Below are 20,610 nucleotides of genomic sequence, written 5' to 3'. Positions count from 1 at the left end.
CCGCACCGCCTGACGCCGCCGCACCGCGGGATCCGGTGGCTGGGGCGGTGGCGGTGGCGGTGGCAGGGCGCACCAAGCCCGTGGTCACTGTCACCCCGGCTTCCCCGGCCGCTCCCGCCGCCCCGGCGATCCCGGCGTCCGTATCCGCGTCTGCGTCCGCGTCCGCGTCCGTATCCGCGTCCGTATCCGCGTCCGGGGTCTCGGCCGCGCCCGCGGAAGCCGTGGCGCCCGGGGCTTCCGCCGCACCGGCCGCGTCCGCCGCACCCGGCCGCCCCGAGGGCGGCCCCGGCAGAGGAGACCGGAGATGATGCTCTACCGCGACGCCTGGGGGATCCCGCATCTCCGCGCGGACAGTGCGAACGAACTCGCCTTCGCCCAGGGGCACAACGCCGCCCTGGACCGGGCCTGGCAGATCGAGGTGGAACGGCACCGCTCCCGGGGCACGACCGCCGTGTTCCTCGGGCCGGAAGCCGTCGGCTGGGACCGGTTCGCCCGGCAGGCCCGGCTGGACGACACCGCCAGACGCTGCCTGCGCACCCTGGACCGGGAGGACCCGGACACCGCGACATGGCTGCGGCACTACGTCGACGGTGTCAACGCGGGTCTGACCGAAGGAGCCTCCCGCTCCCCGGAGTTCGCGGCCACCGGGCTCACCCCCGGGCACTGGGAGCCGTGGACCCCCCTGGGCATCTGGCTGTCCACCCACATCCTCTTCGCCGGTTTCCCCACCAAGCTGTGGCGCGAGGAGGTGGCCCGGCGCCTCGGCGAGGACTGGACCGGGCTGTTCGCCACCGACGGACCCGGGACCGCGGGCAGCAACGGCTGGCTCGTCCCCGGCGACCGCACCGTCACGGGAGCGGCCGTCCTCGCCGGAGACCCGCACCGCTTCATCGAGGCCCCGGGCGTCTACCAGCAGATCCGGCTGGCCTGCCCGGAGTTCGACGTCATCGGACTGGCCGTCCCGGGCGTTCCGGGCATCGCCCACTTCGGGCACACCGGTCACGTCGCCTGGTCGATCACCAACGCCATGGCGGACTACCAGGACCTGTACACCGAACGCCTGCGGCGGGTCGGGGGAGAAGAGGGCGCGGACGGTGGTGGTGCGGACAGCGCGAACGGTGCGGATGGCGCGAACGCCTCGGCCCCGGAGGGTTCCCTCGGTGCGGGAGACCTCTGCGGGGCGGTGGACTTCTCCGGGACCGTGGAGGCGCTGGGCCCGGACGGCTGGCGGCCGGTGACGCGCCACGTCGAGACCATCGAGGTCGCGGGTGCCGATCCGGTGCGGGTCGCCATCCTGGAGACGGAGCGCGGGCCGGTGATCATCCCGCCGGCTCCGGCTCCGGCTCCGGCTCCGGCTCCGGCTCCGGCTCCGGCCTCGGCTCCGGATCCGGCGACTGACGGGGGAGGGCACGCCCTTGCCGTCAGCCTGCGCTACCCGCCGCGCGTACGCGAAGACCTAGGGTTCGCCGTCCTGCCCGCGCTGTTGCGGGCCAAGAGCGTCGCCGACATCGACCGGGCACTGGACCGCTGGGTCGAGCCGGTGAACGTCGTCCACGCGGCCGACACCGCCGGCGGAACCCTGCACCGGGCGGCCGGCGCCGTACCGCTGCGCCACCCCGGAAACCGGCTCCGCGTCGCACCGGCCTGGGAGGCCGATCGTGCGTGGCGGGGCTGGCACCACCCGATGCCCCGGGACACCGTGCGGGGCCCCGCGGTCATGGCGAACCAGCGGGGGATCGCGGGCCCGCTCGGTGTGGAGTTCGCACCGCCGCACCGCGCCGAGCGCATCAGGGCCTTGCTGGACCGGCAGGCCCTCTGGTCCGCCGGGGACATGGCGGCGATCCACAGGGACACCCGACTGGCATCCGCCGAACCGCTGTTGCGGCTCCTCGCGGGTCTCAACCGCGCGGACGGCGACAGAGACGGCCACCACGGGGACGGCCACAGGGACGGCCGCGGGGACAACTGCTCGGACGACACCGCGGACGGCGCAGACGGCACCGGGCCCCCCTCCGCACCAGCCCCCGCCCCCGCCCCCGTATCGTCCCCCGCCCCCGCACCCGTATCGTCACCGGGCGCGTCCGAGCCCACCACCGGCCGCTTGAGCCCCGCGGCCGCCGACCTGCGGGACCGGCTGCTGCGCTGGGACCGCCACATGGACGCGGACAGCACCGACGCCGCGGCCTTCGCCACCGTACGGGCGCGCGTCGTCCGGCGGCTGGCGGAGCACCCCGTGCTGGCGCCGCTGGCCGTGCCTCCTCCCCATCCGGACGTGTTCCAGCCCTGGCTGGCCGTGGTCCCGCGGGTGGCCTTCGCGCTGGAAACCCTGCTGACGTCCGACCGGATCCCCGGCGCGGCCAGGACCGAGGCCGTACGACGGGCCGTCGAGGAGACAGCCGCGGAGGCGGCCGGGGCCGCCGGCCCGCCACGGCGGTGGGGAGACCTGCACCGCCTGGCCCCGTGGCAGGCACTGCCGGAGCCCGCACCCGGCCGACGGACCGGAGGCGCGGAGGGGGCGGCCGGACCCGTACCGGCGGCCCCGGACACGGGGGCCGAGCCCATACCCGGGGCCCCGAAGCCGGCGCCCGACATCCGGCCCGCCCTCTCCGGCGACCACGACTGCGTACTGGCCACCTCCAGCGTGCCCGGCCTCACGCACCACAGCGCCAGAGCCTCGGCCGCCCGCTTCGTGTGGGATCTCGCCCGCCGCGAGGACAGCCGGTGGATCGTGCCCCTGGGTGCCTCGGGGATCCCCGGACACCCGCACCGGAGCGACCAACTGCCGCTCTGGGTGCGCGGCGACCTCGTTCCCGTGGTCACCGACTGGAGCCTGCTCACCCCGGAGACCGCCGGCCGGGGCCCGTCCGGCTCGAATCCGGCCGGTCCCGGTCCGGCCGGCCTCGATCTGTCCGGTACCCGAAACACCGAACCACCGCACAACCGAGCCAGGAGAGGCATGACCCCCGACGACTTCCCTTTCCGTGACACCGGCGAACCAGCCCGGACCGGCGCGCCGCGGACCGGTGCCTCCGCCGCCACCCCCGCCGAGTCCGGGGCCGGGGCCGCCGCCGAGCCCGGCACCGGCACCCTCGGCCCTCCCCGTACCCCGGTGCACGAGAGGCACGTCGACGGCTTCGGGACCGTCCGCGTCGTCCCCGTCGACCCCGCCCGCGACACGGAGCTCCTCCACGACTGGGTCACCCGGGACCGCGCCCGCTTCTGGGGGATGCGCCAGCACTCGCGCGAACAGGTCCGGGAGATCTACGAGTTCCTCGACTCCCTCCCCACCCACCACGCCTACCTGATCCACCGGGACGGCCGCCCGGTGGCGCTGTTCCAGACCTACGAACCCTCCGCCGACCCGGTGGGCGACTGCTACGACGTGCAGCCCGGCGATTTCGGCCTCCATCTCATGATCGGCCCCGCCGACGGCACCCCCGAGCCCGGCTTCACCGACACCCTCCTCTCCGTCTTCCTCGACCACCTGCTGGCGGAGGATCCGCACCGCAGGAGGATCGTCGCCGAACCCGACGCCCGGAACGCGAAGGCCATCGAGCGCTTGCGGCGTACGGGCTTCGGACTCGGTCCCGAGATCGAACTGCCCGGGAAGCGGGCGCGGATGCTCTTCCTCGAACGCGGTACGCACCTGGCCCGCGCGCGAGCGTCCCGGTCCGGGCCCCGGCCCACGTCGCGGTAGCCGGGCGGTTTCCCCCGGCCCGACCGGGCACCGTCGGACCACACGACTTGATAGGCAAGTCATCGCTTGCCTATGGTGGGCGTCATGGCCGAGGATGTCTTCAAGGCGCTGGCCGATCCCACCCGCCGGCGCATCCTCGATGAGCTGGTGGAACGGGACGGCCAGACCCTGTTCGAGATATGCACGCGGCTGGTGACCAAGCACGGACTGGGGCTGTCCCGCCAGGCGATCAGCCAGCACCTGGCCGTACTCGAAGCGGCGGGCCTGGTCCGTTCGCGGCGCGAGGGCCGTTACAAGTTCCACGACGTGAACACCGAACCCCTTGAGCGCATCGTGACCCGGTGGCTCAGGCCCGACGAACCGGAGAACGCCTCATGAGGATCCACCTGTCCAGCGTCTTCGTCGACGACCAGGAAAAGGCCCTGCGCTTCTACACCGACGTGCTGGGATTCGTGAAGAAGCACGACGTCCCGATGGGCGAGGACCGGTGGCTGACCGTGGTCTCGCCGGAGGAGCCCGACGGAACCGAACTGCTCCTGGAGCCCTCCGGCCACCCCGCGGTGGAGCCGTACAAGACCGCGCTGGTCCAGGACGGCATCCCGGCCGCCTCCTTCGCCGTGGACGACGTGCACGCGGAGTTCGGCCGCCTGCGCGAACTCGGGGTGCGCTTCACCCAGGAGCCACTGGAGATGGGCCCGATCACCACCGCCGTTCTGGACGACACCTGCGGCAACCTCATCCAGATCGCGCACAGCAGGTAAGTCGCCCCCATCCGCTCGCCGTCCCGGTGGGATGCCGTGACGGCGAGCGCCGTCCGCCGTCAACCCTCGTGCGTACCCGGGTGCGCCTTCGCCGCCGGCCGCACCGCGGAGGCGGTCGGGCGTCCCGCTGGAGAGGACACTGGCGTCGTCGCCTCGGCGCTCTCCCCCCGGCAGCGCCGCCGGAGGGTCGCAGCGGGGGTGCCGGAGGGCCGCCCCTGGGCAAAGGCCCCGGAACTTCCCCTTCTGGTGGCCCATGCGGCCCCACGACCAGCCCGGATCTATCCGCCCAAAAGTGGCAGTCAACCATTCCTCCCCCGGGCGCTGTCTCTGCGGGCAAGGGGGAACAACTCCCGCCTACAGGACACCGCGAACGTCCCGTCCGGCGGAACCGGCCGCACGGCCGCCAGGGCGTCACCCGCCCGGCGGGCAGCGGACTGCGGACGCCCGGACGGGCGTCGCGGTAAGCCGCGGCCGTCCGCCCCGAACGGGGCCGAGATACGGGGGAACCATTCATGCGGCACCAGGACCACCAGCAGGAACACCAGCAGGACCACCAGCAGGACCACCAGCAGGACCGCCACCAGGAGCAGCACCAGGACCAGGACCCGCACCGCACCGGGGGCGGGCAGCAGCCGAACCGGCGCCGGGGCCCGCGCCGGCGCCACCACCGCGAGAGCTACTTCCTCGTCAACGAGGGCGACGGCGGCCGCGTGCTGGAGACCTCACGGGGGAGGCGCACCGCACGGCCCGCCACCGCCGAGGAGCGGAAGACCAGCTTCCGGTTCTCCCGGCTGAGCCGCGAGAAGGGGCAGCAGATCAGCGAGGAGTTACGCACAAAGCTCGCCCTGGCGATGACGGCCGCCACCACCGACGACCAGGACTCGCGCCCCGGTATCCCGGCCGGGTACACCTACCTCGGCCAGTTCGTCGACCACGACCTGACGATGGACGCCACCCGGATCGCCCTCGGCGAGAACCTGCCCGTCGAGGAACTGGAGCAGGGCCGCTCGCCCTCGCTGGACCTCGACTCCGTGTACGGTCTCGGCCCGCGCCACCCCGGCACCAGGGCTTTCTACGAGCGCGACGGCCGGCTCCGGACCGGAACCGCTCTCGGCGTGCCCTTCCCGGCGGACTTCGAACCCGCCAACACCGACCAGCCGGGCTTCGACCTGCCCAGGGCGGGCGAATCCGCCGGCGGCACCGCGGCCGACCGGCGCGCACCCCTCATCCCCGACCCGCGGAACGACGAGAACCTCATCGTCGCCCAGACTCATCTCGCCTTCATCCGCCTCCACAACCGCGTCCACGCCGGCCTCGAGCGCCGCGGCCTTCCGCCGGGCCGGCTGTTCCAGGAGGCCCGTGAGCTGGTCGTCAAGCACTACCAGTGGATGCTGCGCACCGACTTCCTGCCGAGGATCGTCGACGAGGAGATCGTCGAGAGCGTGTTCACCGAGGGGAGGCGCTTCTTCGAAGTGCCCGCGGGACGGCCCGGGCCGTTCCCCGGTATCCGGCAAGGTGACCGGCCGACCATGCCCATCGAGTTCTCCGTCGCCGCCTACCGCCTCGGCCACAGCATGATCCGCGGTGCCTACCAGTGGAACCGGGTCTTCAACAGCAACGGCGGACCGGGCGGCATCGGCACCCTCGGACTGATGTTCCGCTTCAGCGGCACCTCCGGCAACCTCAGCCCCGGGCCGGACGACCTCTCGGACCTCAACGACCCGGAGGCCGGCGACAACCTCCGGCTGCCCAGCAACTGGATCGCCGACTTCCGGCGGCTGTACGACTTCGGCGAGGCGGGCCGGGCCGATCTCACCGTACCGGCGGCCGAGTTCAACCTCACCCGGCGGATCGACACCGTGCTCGTCGACCCGCTGGCCACCCTCCCGACCGGCACCTTCGGCGGCCGCGACGGCGGACCGGCCCCGGACCCCCTCCACCTCAACCTGGCCTTCCGCAACCTCACCCGCGCGGCCATGGTCGAACTGGCGACCGGCCCGCAACTGGCCAAGGAGATGGGGATCGACCCGCTGACCGACGAGCAGATCCTCACCGGCAGCGGCGGCGCCCCGCTCGACACGCTCACCGCCGCCGAGCGGGAGGAACTGGTGGCCCACACCCCGCTGTGGTTCTACGTCCTCCGCGAGGCCGAGGTGAACCCGAAGCAGCCGGGGCGGCTGACCGGCGTGGGCGGCAACCTGGTGGCGGAGGTCTTCCACCGGGCCATGGAGGGCAGCCGCCACTCCATCGTCCGCGACCGCCGCTGGCGTCCGACGCTGCCGGCACGGCAGGAGGGGCGCTTCACGATGACCGATCTGCTGCTCCACGCCTTCGAGGGCCGAGCGGACCTGCTCAACCCGATGGGCGACGGGCCGGTCCCCGCGTCTCCGGCGGGAGAACCTCCGGCAGGCCGGTAGCCGGCCCTCCGGGGAGTTCCCGTGGCGGTTCCCGCCGCAGTTCCTCGGGCAGGCCGGTGGACGGTGCCCCGGCCAGGGCCGACGGCAGCCGGGCGGAGGCGGTGACGATCGGCGGGGCCTCGGCGGGGTCGGCCGCGCCGGTGCGGGCTGCGGGCTCCGCCGGGTCCGCGGGGCTTTCGGTGCCCGAGCGGACCGGAGGCGACCCGGCCCGCACCGGCGACCCGGCGGTGGCCACCGCGACCGCTGCCGGTGCCGGTGCCGGTGCCACGGGCCCTGCCGGCGCCGCGGACGCCAGTGGCCCGGCCGGTGCCACTCCCGCCGGTGCCACTTCCCCCGTCGGCAGTGGCGCGGGACGGATCCACAACCCCGCCCCCACCAGCAGTACCCCGGCCACCAGCAGCCAGGGAAGCGGCCCCGTCGGCAGGACACCCGCGACGAGACCCGCCAAGGCGGCGGCCAGTTGCAGAGCGAGGGACTGTACGGACAGCGCGGTGGCCCGGCCCGCGCTGTCCACCCGGTGGTGCAGCAGATCGTTCTCGTTCGGACCCGCCGAGCCGAGCCCGAAGTAGACGAGGGCGTATCCGACGGCGGCGAGCACCAGGGCGGTCGTTCCGTTCCACAGCAGCGTCGCACCGAGCAGTGTCAGACCCGTGGCGCTCAGGGCGAGGCTCACCAGGACCGCGCGTTCACCGCTCCCCGTCAACCGGGCGGCCGACGGCGCCCAGTGACTGCCGAGGGCCGTGCAGAGAAAGCCCGCACAGGCGAGCGCTGCGAAGAGCAGCGCTCCCGACTCGGCGGCACCGGTCAGCGCGGCGGCGCGTCCGGGAGCCAGCAGCTCGATGGCGGCCAGGGCCGTCCCCGCCGCCGCGGCCGTGAGGAGAACGCGGCGCACCAGACCGTCCCGGGCCCCGAGGCGCAGCCCGCCCAGGACGGTCGCCGGAACCCCGTGCAGCACACCGCGCAGCGTTGCCGGAAGCCGCGGTGGCTCCCGCAGAGCGGTCAGCACGTACGTCACGAAGACCAGCCCCACGGCCGCACCGAGAAGCGCCGGCACGGAGAGCGGCAGCAGTGCTCCGCCCGTTGCGGCGTCCAGCCCGCTGCCCAGCCCGGACGCCGGGCCTTGCAGCAGCCAGGGCAGTCCGCCGCCGATGAGGGTGCCCAGGGCCAGCGCCGTGGCGCACGCCGTGTTGCCGCGGGCGAGGCCGGTCCGCAACTCGGCGCCGGGGCCGGAATGGGCCTGCACGGTGTCGACGTACCAGGCCTCCGCGGGGCCGCTGGACAGGGCCCGTCCGGAACCCATCAGCACCATGGCGAGGGTGAGCGCCCAGACCGTCGTACCCAGGGCCAGCAGGGTGAGGGCGGTCAGATTGAACACGCCGGCGGCGGCGAGGACTGTGCGGCGGCCGATGACATCGGACAGACCACCGGTCGGCAGTTCCAGAGCGGCCACGGTGAGGGAGTGCACGGCGAAGAGTCCGGCGATCGCCGCGAGGCCCATCCCGCGCTCACCGAGCAGCAGGACTTGAGAGGGGAGGCAGAGGCCGACCGGCAGCCAGAACAGGAAGTTGACGGCGGTGAAGCGGCGGCGTGCGCTGCGGGGAGTGAGAGCACCGGTCACGGGGCACCGGCGCCCGGGCCGGTGTTCGGCGGTGTCCCCGGCACGTCCGGCGGTGAGTCCGGCGGTGAGTCCGGCGGTGTGTCCAGCGGTGAGTCGGGCGGTGAGTCGGAGTCGGTGTTCTCGGCCCGGGTGGTCGACTCGGGCCGATCCGCGGCGGCCTCGGTGGTGTGGGTGGTGGCGACGGGGCGGCTGGCGACGGAGCGGTTGGCGAGCGGGCGGTTGGCCGGGTCGCGGGTGGCGAGGGGAAGCCCGGCGCTGAAGACCACGACTGGCTCGGCGCGGGGATCGGACGCGTCCCGGTCGGCGAGTTCCTCGGCGCTCCGCGCGAACCGCTCCATGAGTTCGCCGAGGGACTCGGGCGTCAGGCGCAGGAAGAGATCGGAGATCCCGGACGGCTCAAGCCACTCCGGGCCCAGCCGTGCGGCTGCCAGATCCTCCTCGTGCTGGACGAGGGAGCGCTCCAGATGCTCGATCTGCGCCCTGCGCGTGACGTCGAGGAACGCCCGATGCTCGGGGGAGGCGCCGACCGCGGCGTTGTCCCAGGACGTGACGGCGTGCACAGCCCGCCAGCGACGCTCCCGGCCGTCGCGGTGCTCGGCCTCGGCCACGAACCCGTATTTGGCCAGAACTCGCAGGTGGTAGCTGGTGGAGGCGGACGACTCCTGTGTCCTGCCGGACAGTTCGGTGGCGGTGGCGGGCCCGTCCTGGCGCAGCATCCCGAGCAACCGGATGCGCAGGGGGTGGGTGAGGGCCTTGAGGGCCGCCGAGTCCTTCTCCGGGTCGAGCACGCGCTGGCTTTCTTCATGGGGCATGGGGCGAGGCTAGTGTCGGCGAAGGAGTCTGCAAAGTTATTTCTGCAAAATTGTTTCGGGAGTCCGTGGGGGAGATCTCGTCCGCTGCGGCTGCGGCTGCGGCTGCGGCTGCGGCTGTGGCTGTGGCTGTGGCCGGTGCCGGTGGCCGGGGAGGGCGGGGAGGGCTGCAGGCAGTGGGTGCGCCGAGAGGGCTCTCGGCTGTTGTGTCTGGTTGTGGTTACGGCGCCGGGTGGGCGGCGCGATGGTGGTGACCGGTGCGTCGCGGGCTGCCCGTTGTTGTTTCGGTGGGGGTTACGGCATCCGTGCTGGGGGCGGGCCCGTGGTCGGTCGTCTATCCGGGACCGTGCGCACCCGGGGACGGTTCGAAAAGCGATGGCGTGGCTGGTGCCGGTGGGTGGTTGCGGGGGCACACGCGCGCCTGGGCTTCTCGGCTTTCCCGCCGCCGTGGCGGGCTGTCGGTGGTGGCGGTTGCGGGTGGGTGGTGTTGCTGGTGTTCGGTGTGGGCCATGAGCGGAGTTCCCGGGTCCGTTTTCGCTCACTCGTTCGGGTGGTTCCATGCTTTGGACCTGGATTCATCACCGTACGTGACGGAAAATAGGAGGTATGAACTCGCGCCGTGAGGGCGGAAGTTCACGCGCGGGACCAGGACGGGGGGAATGTCATGCAGGCCACGCTGCTCGACCACGACGACACGGTCACGACCGGGGACACGGCCGGGGTGCCGGGGGAGCCGGTGACGGCGGATGAGTGGGCGGCGCATCTGGCGTCGGCCATCCCTGGTCCGCAGACGGCGGCGATGCTCGCTCTGTTGGAGCGCGGGCAGCTCTCCACGACGGGGCGGATCGACGCGCTGAAGGCCTGGGAGCGGCACACCTCCTGGATCCAGGCGCAGCAGGTGCGTCTGCTGGCCGATATCGAGGCCGATGCGCTGGAGGCGACGCCGAATGAGTTGGGCTGGGTGGACTATGACTGGAACTTCGCCTGTGAGGATGTCGCCTGCGCGTTGAAGCTGTCGGGAAACACGGCCGCGGACCGCCTGGCAGTCGCCACCGCCCTGGAGAGCCGCTTCCCCACCACGGTCAGCCTGTTGGAGCGCGGGGAGATCTGCTATCTGCAGGCGAAGGCGGTGGCGGAGGTCACCGGCACCCTCGCCCTGGAGGCCGCCGGGCAGGTGGAGGCCATGGTGGTGGCGAAGATGCCTACCCAGTCGGTGGGGCAGACCCGGCGGGCGTTGAACCGTGCGGTGCTCAAGGCCGATCCGCAGGGGGCGGAGGTGCGGCATCGCCGGCGGCGGGAGGACCGCACGATCTGGCACCGGGCCACCGAGGACGGTATGGCCACCTGGACCGCGTTCCTCCCCGTCCCGCAGGCCGCGCAGCTGGACGCTGCCGTCGACGCCCACGCCGCCACCTTCGCCGATGACGGCCGCACGCTGAACCAGAAGCGGGTGGATGCCCTGTATGACCTGGTCGTCAACCGCCCCGCCGGAGAGGCGACTGCGGGTGGCCGGTCGGCGGCGGTGGTGCAGGTGACGGTGTCCCTCGACACCCTGATGGGGGTGGATGAGGAGCCCGCACAGCTCAAGGGCTATGGGCCGGTCAGCGCGACCGCGGCGCGGGAGGTGGCTTTCGCTCCGGGCACGATCTGGCGGCGTCTGATCACCCACCCGAAGACCGGCCTGCTGATCAAGACCGACCCCACCACCTACAAGCCCACCGCCGAAACCCAACGCCACGTCACCGCCCGCGACGGGACGTGCACCTTCCCTTCCTGCCAGATGCCCGCCCACCGCTGCGACCTCGATCACATCGAGCCGTTCGACCACCAGGATCCGGCGGCGGGTGGGGCGACGGAGCCGGACAATTTGATGCCGCTGTGCCGACGCCACCACCTGTTGAAACACCGCACCGACTGGCAGGCGGAACGCGATCCCGAGACCGGCGAGGTCACCTGGACGGCGCCGACGGGCCACACCTACACCAACCCACCCCACAGCCCTTAGCCCCCGCATTCCGGCGGGCCAGCTACCGGCACCAGCCCCTCCGCCACCGCGCGGAGGGGCCCACACCCATGCCCAAGGCCGAGAGCCCACCGTGGGTCACCACTGGGTGGGCAACACCTGACAGGGGCCCATGTGCACACCTAGGCGTCAACGCGTGCCAGCGACGGGCATCTTGACGTCACCGGGCGCGAGCGGCTTCCAGCACCCGCCGACCGGCAACCAGCGGGAGGAGCGAACTGAGCCCGCCACGACCGTCACCACCGACAGCCCGCCACGACGAACGGGAAAGCCGACAAGCCCAGGCGCGCGTGTGCCCCCGCAACCACCCACCGGCACCAGCCACGCCATCGCTTTCAAAGACGACCCCGGGTGCGCACGGTCCCGGATAGACGACCGACCACCGGCCCACCCCCGGCACGGATGCCGTAACCCCCACCGAAACAACAAGGGGCAGCCCGCGACGCACGCGCCACCACCATCGCGCCGCCCACCCGGCGCCGTAACCCCCACCGAAACGACAACGGGCAGCCCGCGACGCACGCGCCACCACCATCGCGCCGCCCACCCGGTGCCGTAAACCCCGTCAGAACGACACCCGCCGGGTCGGGCGATCGCGCATGGTCGGGTCAGCGGTCCCGGACCGTGATGCCGAGAGCCTGGGCGAGCATCGGCGCGATGGCGAAGAGCTGCGCGTTGTCGATAAGGGCCCCGCGCAGGGAGTCGTAGCCTGCGGTGATGCCGAGACGGACGGCTCCGCGCAGATCGGTTCTCTCCAGCCGGGCCTTCTCGAACCGGACCCCGTCCAGGTCCGAGCCGGGGAACGCCACATCGGTGAGGGCCGCGCCGCCGAAGTCCACATCGCGCAGCAGGCAGTCCCGGAAGGAGACGTCCCGCAGTGTGGTGGCGCGGAAGTTCACCGAGTCGAACTTGCACTGGTGGAAGGTGACGCGGCGCAACTCGGCGCCGAACATCTCCAGTCCGGCGAGCGAACCGGAGACGACCTCGGCGTCCAGCCAGTCCGTCTCGGCCAGGTCCGTCCCCACCAGGCGTGCGGTGTGCAGCCATACGTCGTTGAAGCGTGCGCGCCGGAGACGGCCGCCGGTGAAGGACACCGAGGAGAACGCGCACTCGGCGAACCGCGCACTGCCGCTGTCCGCGTCCTCGAAGGTGTCGCCGTCGAAGTGCAGGGTGTCGTGGACGGCCTCCGGTGTCAGCCGCCCGTCGAACCGCTCCAGATACTCCGCGTACGGCAGATCACCGAGATCTCGGGGCGGCGGCAGGGCGTGCGGCATGGGGGCCTCGCAGGGGTGGGTGGAGCTGGGCACCGGTCGCGTCCGACTCTAGGCGCGACCGCTGACAGGGAAGGGGCGCCGGAGACACGGACGGCGGGTGCGGTCCTGCCCGTCGGGGAAGAGCGGACGGCCCGTCGGGGGAGAGCGGACGGGCAGGACCGGGGCCCGGGTGCCGGCGGGGCCGAGGGGCCCGGATGCCGGCGGGGCCGGGGAGAGCGGTGGTGTACCCGGAGGAATGAGCCGGGTCGGTGGCGGCCGTGACCGCGACGGCTGTGGCTGCGGCGGCTCAGTCCAGCAGCTCGTAGGCCGGCACGGTGAGGAAGTCCTCGAACCGCTCGTCGAGGGAGACCCGGAGCAGCAGGTCGTGGGCGCGCTGCCACTCACCCGCCGCGAACGACTCCTCGCCCAGTTCCTCGCGGATCGCGGCCAGTTCGCCGGCGGCGATACGGCGGACCAGTTCGCCCGTGGCCTTTTCGCCGTTCTCGAACTCCACTCCGGCGTCGACCCACTGCCAGATCTGGGAGCGGGAGATCTCGGCGGTGGCGGCGTCCTCCATGAGGTTGAAGATGGCGACGGCGCCGGTGCCGCGCAGCCAGGACTCGATGTACCGCAGGCCGACCCGGACGGCGTTGAGCAGACCGTCGTAGGTGGGCTCGGCCTCCAGGGTGTCGACGGCGAGCAGATCGGCTGCCGAGACGCGGACGTCCTCGCGGAGCCGGTCCTTCTGGTGGGGGCGGTCGCCGAGCACGGTGTCGAAGGACTCCCGGGCCACGGGCACCAGGTCGGGGTGGGCGACCCAGGAGCCGTCGAACCCGTCGTTCGCCTCCCGGTCCTTGTCCGCCTTCACCTTTTCAAAGGCGGCCCGGTTGATCTCCGGGTCCCGGCGGGAGGGGATGAAGGCCGCCATGCCGCCGATGGCATGCGCGCCGCGCTTGTGGCAGGTGCGGACCAGCAGTTCGGTGTACGCGCGCATGAACGGGGCGGTCATGGTGATGGCGTTGCGGTCCGGGAGGACGAAACGGGCCCCGCCGTCACGGAAGTTCTTGACGATGGAGAAGAGATAGTCCCAGCGGCCCGCGTTGAGTCCGGAGGCGTGGTCGCGCAGCTCGTAGAGGATCTCCTCCATCTCGTAGGCGGCGGTGATCGTCTCGATGAGGACGGTGGCGCGGGCGGTGCCCTGCGGGATGCCGAGCTGGTCCTGGGCGAAGACGAAGACGTCGTTCCAGAGGCGGGCCTCCCGATGCGACTCCAGCTTCGGAAGGTAGAAGTACGGTCCTGCGCCGCGGTCGACGAGGCGCCGGGCGTTGTGGAAGAAGTACAGGCCGAAGTCGACGAGGGCGCCGGGGAGGGCGCGGCCGTCCTCGCCCCGGAGGTGGCGCTCGTCCAGGTGCCAGCCGCGGGGGCGGGTGACGACGGTGGCCAGCTCCTCGGCGGGGCGCAGCGCGTATGTCTTGCCGCGGGGGTCGGTGAAGTCGATGCGGCGTTCATACGCGTCGATCAGGTTGAGCTGGCCGAGGACGACGTTCTCCCAGGTGGGGGCGGTGGCGTCCTCGAAGTCGGCGAGCCAGACCCGGGCACCGGAGTTGAGGGCGTTGATCGTCATCTTGCGGTCGGTGGGGCCGGTGATCTCGACTCGGCGGTCGTTGAGCGCTTCGGGGGCCGGGGCGACCCGCCAGTCGCCCTCGCGGATGTCCGCGGTCGCGGGCAGGAAGTCCAGGGTGCCGGTGCGGGCGATCTCCTCGCGGCGCTCCTTGCGGAGGGCGAGGAGTTCGTCGCGGCGCCGGGTGAACCGGTGGTGGAGTTCGCCCAGGAAGGCGAGTGCTTCCGGGGTCAGGATCTCCTCCTGCCGTTCCAGCGGCGCGGCGTTGACGACGGTCGGCGCGGGCGGCACCGGTGCGGCGGACATGGCGGTCACTCCTTCGAGGGGCGGATGTTCGGGGAGGAACAGGGAGGAGAAGTCGGGACGGGGTGGAGCGGGGAGGCGCCGCCGTGCTCCCGGCCAGGAGGGCGGGGCGGTTCACGGATCGTGCGGTGGTGCGCGGCGTCGGGGCTGCTGGGCGGCCGCCAGTCCCCTCTGTGAATGGAGAGTAGTTTCCTCATTGTGGAAGTTCAACGCGGGGTGGGAGGCGGCGGCATGACGGCGGGGGTGCGGTGGCCTGCGAGGAGGGTGCGGCCGCCGGGTGCCGGCTCGCTCTTCCCCGTTGGCGTTCTCATGGCGCGGTGTCCCCTCGGCGTCCCTTCGGCGTCCCCTCGGCGTCGGTGTTCCCTCGGCCTCCGGCGCGTCACCTGCCGCCGTTCAACCGGTGCAGGTCCTCGGGGGTGTCGATGTCGCCGGGTGACGCGACGCCGGAACAGTCCACCAGCTCCAGCGCGTCGTGGTGCTCCGCCAGGTAGGCCCGGGCGCCCTGGTCGCCCACTGCCCGGTCGGCGATGGCGGCCCAGTGGGCGGCGCCGAACAGCACCGGGTGCCCGCGACGGCCGTCGTACGCGGCCGCGGCCAGGCTCGTACGGGAGCGGAAGGCGGCCCGCACCCGTGCGACGGCCTCCGCGCCCACGCCGGGCTGGTCGACGAGGGCGACGACCACCGCCGTCACCTCGTGCGGAGCGGTGCCGCTCGCGCCGTGGTCCGGGGGAGCGGTGCCGAAGGGTGGACGGAGCGGCGGCCGCGGGAAGGCCGTGGCGGGGGGCGTGCGCGGCGAGAGGGAGGCGAGGCCCGCGCGCAGGGAGGAGCCCATGCCCTCCGCCCAGTGCGGGTTGCCGACCAGTACGCAGCCGGGGAGCTCCGCCTGCTCCCGGACCTCCTCCTCCGCCGCGCCCAGCACCACGTGCACCGGCGCACACCCGCCGTCACGGAGCGCGCGGGCCGCGTGTTCGACGAGTGGCCGCCCCCGGTGCGGCAGGAGCGCCTTGGGCCGTCCACCGAGCCGCCGGCCGCCGCCGGCCGCCAGCAGCAGACCGGCGATCGCGGGTGCGGGGATGTCCGTCCGGGTGCCGGTGGTGTCCGGCCCCGGGTGTGTCGCTGTTGACTCCGCCATGCTCCTTGCATACCGCACCGGTTGCCGTGCCGCTCTCCGCCCACCGTTCAGAAGCCGAACGCGTGTGGCCTTCCGCAGCCCGGGACTGGGGTCGATCACAAGAGCGGTTGTCCGGTACGGACGGAATCGTACGGCTGAATTTCGCCCTCCGTGTAGCGCCCGGAGCGGAGAGTGGCGTTAACTGTCCGCAGCCCGGTGCGACTTACCCGTGCGCCCGGGGCCGGTGAGGCCCGTGGCGCTGTGTCGAAGAGCGAGGGGAAGCGCGTTGCGAAGTGATCGGACGGACTGCGGTACGCGGACGGCCGTCGTCGCGCAAGCGGGGACCCTGCCCGGTGGCCAGAGCCGGCCGGCGGGCAGGAGCGGCGGCCCGGACCCGCGAGTGGAGGAGCTGTGCACCGCGGTGTCGCGGCTCCGCCGCGAGTTGGCCGCCCACCCGGCCGACCTGCGGGACCGGACCATAGCCGAGGACGAACTCGCCGCCCTCTACGCGATGGTGAGCGCGGGAGTGCCCGAAGTCCCGCGGATGCGGCGCTCCTTGCTTCTCGTCGCGGGAGCCGTGGGCTCGGTGAGCGCGCTCGCGCCGGCGCTCGCGCGGGTGCGCCACGGGGTCGAACTGTTCGGCAGCAGACCGGAGCAGAGGACGGGCGAGCGGGCTGTGTAGGCCGGGAGCGCCCGGAGCGCCGGACAGTGGACGAGGGGAGGGGCAAGAGAGGGAGGAGCGCGGCGGGGACGGGCGCCTACGAGGGCGTCCCGTCCCCGGTGAGTGTCTCCGACAGTTCGGTCGCGACCTCCCGCAGCAGCGGCACGATCCTCCCGGTGGCCTCTTCCGTGAGCCGTCCGGCCGGTCCGGAGACGGAGATGGCCGCGGCGGTCGGCGAGTCAGGCACGGAGACGGCGAGGCAGCGGACCCCGATCTCCTGCTCGTTGTCGTCCATGGCGTAGCCCGAGGCCCGCACCTCCTCCAGAGCGGTGAGGAAGTCGTCCGGCCTGGTGATGGTCTTCTCGGTGGCGGCAGGCATGCCCGTGCGGGACAGCAGCGCCCGCACCTCATCGGCCGGCAGGTGCGCCAGCAGGGCCTTGCCGACCCCGGTGGAGTGCGGCAGCACGCGGCGGCCGACTTCCGTGAACATCCGCATCGAGTGGCGGGAGGGCACCTGGGCGACGTAGACGACCTCGTCGCCGTCGAGCAGTGCCATGTTCGCCGTCTCCCCGGTCTCCTCCACGAGCCGGGCGAGATGCGGCCGGGCCCAGGTGCCGAGCAGGCGGGCCGAGCTCTCGCCGAGGCGGATGAGCCGGGGGCCGAGGGCGTAGCGGCGGTTCGGCTGCTGGCGGACGTAGCCGCAGGCCACCAGGGTCCGCATCAGCCGGTGGATGGTCGGGAGGGGCAGGCCGCTGCTGCCGGACAGTTCGCTCAGCCCGACGGAGCCGCCTGCGTCCGCCATCCGTTCGAGCAGGTCAAAGGCCCGTTCGAGGGACTGCACGCCACTGGAGCCGTTGGCCGGCCTGGTGGCTGCGGTGGTCCTGTCGCTGGACGGCGGCACATCGCATCCTTTCGGGGCGGGTGGGGCCGGTCGGCCGTGTGGGTACGGGCGGGGGCGGCGGACCGGTGTCATGCAGCCTACCGGGCCGCTTCGCAGGTCCTTTCCGCGAGCGGGCTCCGGGCGCCGGCGGCGGGCGGCGGCTTACGGGCACCGTGTGGGCGGGCCGGCAGCAGCCGTCGGACGCGGGCGTGTCGTGATCTTCGTGCGGGTCCTGTGAATGCCGTGCGAACATCCGCCATGTGTGGTTGAGGAGGGTCTCTACGCGCGTCAGGCTGGGACTCGCGGATCCCCCCATGGTGCCCCCCACGTGGTGGCGGCCGTCCTCCCCAGGGGCGGCCGCCGCACCGCGGTCCGGACGCGCGCGGACGAGGCACGTCCGCCGTCACCTCCCCGCCCGGTGCCGGGCCCCGCACCGGTCGTCATCCGGTGCCGGGTCCTCCGCCCCACTCCGGGTCCTCGTCCGATGCCGGGTCCTCGATGCTCTTCCGACGCGGGCTCGTCGAGCTCGCCGCGTGTGCTCAGATCACCCCGCCGACGCGGTCTCGCAGATTCCGGAACTGGTGGGTCTGCATGATCAGATGCGCGGGCTCGTTGTACAGCACGTCCATGATCCGCATGAGCGCTCGCGGGCGGCCGCGACCCCGCGTGCGGACGACCACGCGGGTCCGGTCACCGGGCGCCGGGCGGAGGTGGAATCCCCAGACGGCATCGACGTACGCGCCGGGCAGCGGTTCGTACCGGGCGTCGAAGGGGCGTCCGGACGGCAGTTCCAGCTGGGCGCGCAGGACCAGCGTGCTCTCCGGCGCCAGCATCGCCACCGTGAACCACGCATGGCCGCTGGGCACGGAGTCCAGGCGCTGCCCCACCTCCAGATGCTGCCACTCCGGGACGACGCGTTCGGCGCTCGGCCGTCCGCCGTTGTCCAGCCGGTCCCAGCTGTACCAGCCGCCACGGTTGCAGCCCATCTGCGCCAGCCAGGGCCAGACCTCCGCGGGCGGTGCCGGGAGAGTCGTGGCCATGGTCGACGAGGTGTGGGCCTCGGGGACGAGGTCGTCGCCCGGGTAGGCGCGGGCGGCTTCCTCCGGGGTCGCGCCCCAGGTCAGCAGCCGCGGCCGTACGACGGCGCCGTAAACGGCTCCCGCCGCGACCGGAACGGCGCGGGTGAGGAGGCGTCGGCTCCCGGGCCGGTGTCCGTTCATGTCCTCAGCGTCGCAGCTCCGGTCCGGTGCCACCAGCGGGGTCGCCCCGATGCCCATCGTCCGGGCCGACGGCTGCGACCGGGCGGCCGTCCTGGCGGAGACCCTGGTCCCCGCCGGCGCAGCCGGCTTGGAGATCTCGCTGACCACCCCCTTCGCCCTGGAAGCCGTCACCACCCTCACCACCCTCACCCTCGAACTGGGGGCGGCGCGGTGGTCGGCGCCGGTACCGTCCTGGACGTCGAGGCGGCCCGGGCCGCCGTCGACGCGGGCGCCCGGTTCCTCGTCTCCCCGAGCCTCGAACCGGAAGTGATCCGCACGGGACACCGCTACGGCGTCCCCGTCTTCCCCGGCGTCGCCACCCCCACCGAGATGGTGCGCGTCCTGGAGCTGGGCGCCGACGCCCTCGAACTCGTCCCGGCTTCCGGCCACTCGCCGCGCCGGCCGGCGGACGTGCGCGCCGGCCGCCGACTCCCGCCCGCGCACGGCTGTCCTGCGTTCCTGCCGGCCCCCGCCCTGCCGCCCTGCCGCCCGCGGACGTACCGCACCCGCCGTACCGGCCGTACTGCCCGCGAAGGACCGGTGGGGGCAACCTCCCCCATTGGGCCGACGCCCGGCCGCCGGTACGGCTCGTAGGCTTTCCGCAGTCCGGTCCATGACGCTTCCGTGCCCGAACGGTGACGTGGTCACGGAAGGCGACGCGGGCCGGAGAAGGGGACAGCACACGAACGCGGTCACGCACACGAAGCCGGGCCCGGATCCGGGCCCGGACACCACGGCCAGAGGAGCGGCAGATGGCGGAGCAGACCGAGGCGCGGTTAGCGGAACCGGCGCGAGGACGGACATCCGGGCAGCCGGAGCCGCCCCCGGCGCGGACCGATGTGCAGGCAGGCCCGCGAGCGGAAGTGCCGGACCACCCCGTGCCGACCGTCCCCGGATCACCGGACGCGCCGGACGCGCAGGACGTGCCGAGCCCACCGGAAGCGCTCAGCCCACCGGATGCACCGGGCACCCCCGGCACGCCGGACCCCCCGATCATCGACCTCACCGCCTACGGCGACCGCTTCACCACCGACCCCTATTCCGTCTACGCGGAACTGCGCGACCGGGGCCCGGCCCACAAGGTGCGCATCGACGAACAGAATGTGGTGTGGCTGATCGTCGGCCATGAGGAGGGCCGTGCCGCGCTGGCCGACTCCCGGCTCAGCAAGGACTGGCGCGCGGCACCGGACCTGAGGTTCAGGGCCGCCCCGGTCAACGCCAACATGCTGGACTCCGACCCGCCGGACCACACGCGGCTGCGCCGGCTGGTGGCCCGGGAGTTCACCTCGCGGCGGGTGGAGTCCCTGCGCCCGCGGGTGGAGGAGATCACCGGTGAGCTGCTCGACGCGATGGCGGCCGTGCCCGACGGGCGGGCGGATCTCGTCGAGGCGCTGGCGTTCCCGCTGCCGATGTCGGTGATCTGCGAACTGCTCGGGGTGCCGTCGCTCGACCGCGCGTCGTTCCGTGCCTGGAGCAATGAAGTCGTGGCCCCCACCAGCCCCGAGGCGGGGGAAGCCGCGATGCACGCGGTGGGGGAGTACCTCGTGGGGCTGATCGAGGAGAAGCGGCGCCACCCCGGGGACGACCTCCTCAGCGGCCTGATCCGCACCACGGACGAGGACGGGGACCGGCTGGCACCGGACGAACTCGTCGGCATGGCCTTCCTGTTGCTCGTCGCCGGCCATGAGACGACCGTCAACCTGATCACGAACGGCGTGCACGCGCTGCTCCGCCACCCCGACAGCCTCGCCGCGCTGCGGGCGGATCTCTCGCTGACCGAGCGGGCGGTGGAGGAGACGCTGCGCTGGGACGGGCCGGTGGAGAACTCCACCTTCCGCTACTCCCGCGAGCCGCTCGAGGTGGGCGGGGTGACCATCCCGGCCCGCCAGGCCGTCGTCATCTCCCTCGCCTCTGCGGATCGCGACCCGGCACGCTTCCCGGACGCGGACCGGTTCGACCTGCACCGCCGGCCGGGCGGGCACCTCGCGTTCGGGCACGGCATCCACTTCTGCCTGGGCGCGCCGCTGGCCCGGATGGAGGGGCAGATCGCGATCCGCCGGCTCCTCGAACGCTTCCCGGACCTGGCACTCGACCTCGACCCGGACCGTCCCGCCGGGGACCTCCCCTGGATCCCGGGACTGCTGATACGCGGCCTGCGCCGGCTGCCCCTGCGGCTCCGCTGAGGCGGCCCCGCCGG

Annotated in this window: 14 protein-coding genes and 1 pseudogene; 8 read left to right on the top strand and 7 right to left on the bottom strand. The window is 73.2% G+C overall.

What is annotated here, in order from left to right:
• Positions 1-304: 304 nt before the first annotated feature.
• From LIX60_RS06000 to LIX60_RS05985, 4 genes are all read left to right on the top strand, one after another.
• Positions 305-3,697, top strand: a complete 3,393-nt coding sequence (locus LIX60_RS06000) for a GNAT family N-acetyltransferase (protein WP_227957521.1) — start codon at positions 305-307, stop codon at positions 3,695-3,697.
• Positions 3,698-3,781: 84 nt separating this feature from the next.
• Positions 3,782-4,075 (top strand): helix-turn-helix transcriptional regulator, encoded by a 294-nt coding sequence (locus tag LIX60_RS05995; RefSeq protein ID WP_227957520.1) that lies wholly within the window; start codon positions 3,782-3,784, stop codon positions 4,073-4,075.
• Positions 4,072-4,458 carry a VOC family protein gene (locus tag LIX60_RS05990; protein ID WP_227957519.1) on the top strand — a complete coding sequence of 129 codons (387 nt, stop codon included), beginning with the start codon at positions 4,072-4,074 and terminating at the stop codon, positions 4,456-4,458. The genes LIX60_RS05995 and LIX60_RS05990 overlap by 4 nt, the downstream gene beginning before the upstream one ends.
• Positions 4,459-4,970: 512 nt before the next feature.
• Entirely contained in the window at positions 4,971-6,875 is a 1,905-nt protein-coding gene (locus LIX60_RS05985) for a heme peroxidase family protein (RefSeq protein ID WP_227957518.1), read from the top strand.
• Here LIX60_RS05985 and LIX60_RS05980 read toward each other — a convergent pair.
• Both LIX60_RS05980 and LIX60_RS05975 read right to left on the bottom strand, forming a co-directional pair.
• Positions 6,811-8,493, bottom strand: coding sequence for an MFS transporter (locus LIX60_RS05980; RefSeq protein WP_308101102.1), 1,683 nt, complete (start codon positions 8,491-8,493; stop codon positions 6,811-6,813). The two genes, LIX60_RS05985 and LIX60_RS05980, sit on opposite strands and share 65 nt — an antisense overlap.
• Entirely contained in the window at positions 8,490-9,305 is an 816-nt protein-coding gene (locus LIX60_RS05975; RefSeq protein WP_308101101.1) for a helix-turn-helix domain-containing protein, read from the bottom strand. The genes LIX60_RS05980 and LIX60_RS05975 overlap by 4 nt, the downstream gene beginning before the upstream one ends.
• 661 nt (positions 9,306-9,966) lie before the next feature.
• Between LIX60_RS05975 and LIX60_RS05970 the strand changes: the two genes are divergently transcribed.
• Entirely contained in the window at positions 9,967-11,307 is a 1,341-nt protein-coding gene (locus LIX60_RS05970; protein WP_227957517.1) for an HNH endonuclease signature motif containing protein, read from the top strand.
• A gap of 626 nt (positions 11,308-11,933) precedes the next feature.
• Here the strand turns inward: LIX60_RS05970 and LIX60_RS05965 are convergent.
• The 3 genes from LIX60_RS05965 to LIX60_RS05955 form a co-directional block, all read right to left on the bottom strand.
• Positions 11,934-12,632 carry a pentapeptide repeat-containing protein gene (locus LIX60_RS05965; RefSeq protein ID WP_308101100.1) on the bottom strand — a complete coding sequence of 233 codons (699 nt, stop codon included), beginning with the start codon at positions 12,630-12,632 and terminating at the stop codon, positions 11,934-11,936.
• Between the two features lie 253 nt (positions 12,633-12,885).
• Positions 12,886-14,505 (bottom strand): malate synthase A, encoded by a 1,620-nt coding sequence (aceB, locus tag LIX60_RS05960; RefSeq protein ID WP_227957516.1) that lies wholly within the window; start codon positions 14,503-14,505, stop codon positions 12,886-12,888.
• 376 nt (positions 14,506-14,881) lie between these two features.
• Positions 14,882-15,634, bottom strand: a complete 753-nt coding sequence (locus tag LIX60_RS05955; RefSeq protein WP_227957515.1) for an NTP transferase domain-containing protein — start codon at positions 15,632-15,634, stop codon at positions 14,882-14,884.
• Positions 15,635-16,013: 379 nt separating this feature from the next.
• Here LIX60_RS05955 and LIX60_RS05950 point away from each other — a divergent pair, with 379 nt between their 5' ends.
• On the top strand, positions 16,014-16,295 hold the full coding sequence (locus LIX60_RS05950; protein ID WP_374117807.1) for a DUF5955 family protein: 282 nt from the start codon (positions 16,014-16,016) through the stop codon (positions 16,293-16,295).
• A 76-nt stretch (positions 16,296-16,371) separates the two neighbouring features.
• On the opposite strand, the gene LIX60_RS05945 is transcribed toward LIX60_RS05950, so the two are convergent.
• Both LIX60_RS05945 and LIX60_RS05940 read right to left on the bottom strand, forming a co-directional pair.
• Complete coding sequence (locus LIX60_RS05945) at positions 16,372-17,175, bottom strand: IclR family transcriptional regulator (RefSeq protein ID WP_227957514.1); 804 nt, start codon at positions 17,173-17,175, stop codon at positions 16,372-16,374.
• A gap of 518 nt (positions 17,176-17,693) precedes the next feature.
• Entirely contained in the window at positions 17,694-18,374 is a 681-nt protein-coding gene (locus tag LIX60_RS05940) for a hypothetical protein (protein ID WP_227957513.1), read from the bottom strand.
• A gap of 49 nt (positions 18,375-18,423) precedes the next feature.
• Between LIX60_RS05940 and LIX60_RS31710 the strand changes: the two are divergent.
• Positions 18,424-19,007, top strand: a pseudogene (locus LIX60_RS31710) (bifunctional 4-hydroxy-2-oxoglutarate aldolase/2-dehydro-3-deoxy-phosphogluconate aldolase).
• A gap of 158 nt (positions 19,008-19,165) precedes the next feature.
• A complete protein-coding gene (locus tag LIX60_RS05930; RefSeq protein ID WP_227957512.1) occupies positions 19,166-20,596 on the top strand; it encodes a cytochrome P450 in 1,431 nt (476 codons plus the stop codon).
• The last annotated feature ends 14 nt before the right edge of the window (positions 20,597-20,610 follow it).

The sequence above is a fragment of the Streptomyces sp. S07_1.15 genome, from assembly GCF_020739505.1.
GTDB lineage: Bacteria > Actinomycetota > Actinomycetes > Streptomycetales > Streptomycetaceae > Streptomyces > Streptomyces xinghaiensis.
This window is presented reverse-complemented; position numbering and strand designations above follow the sequence as displayed.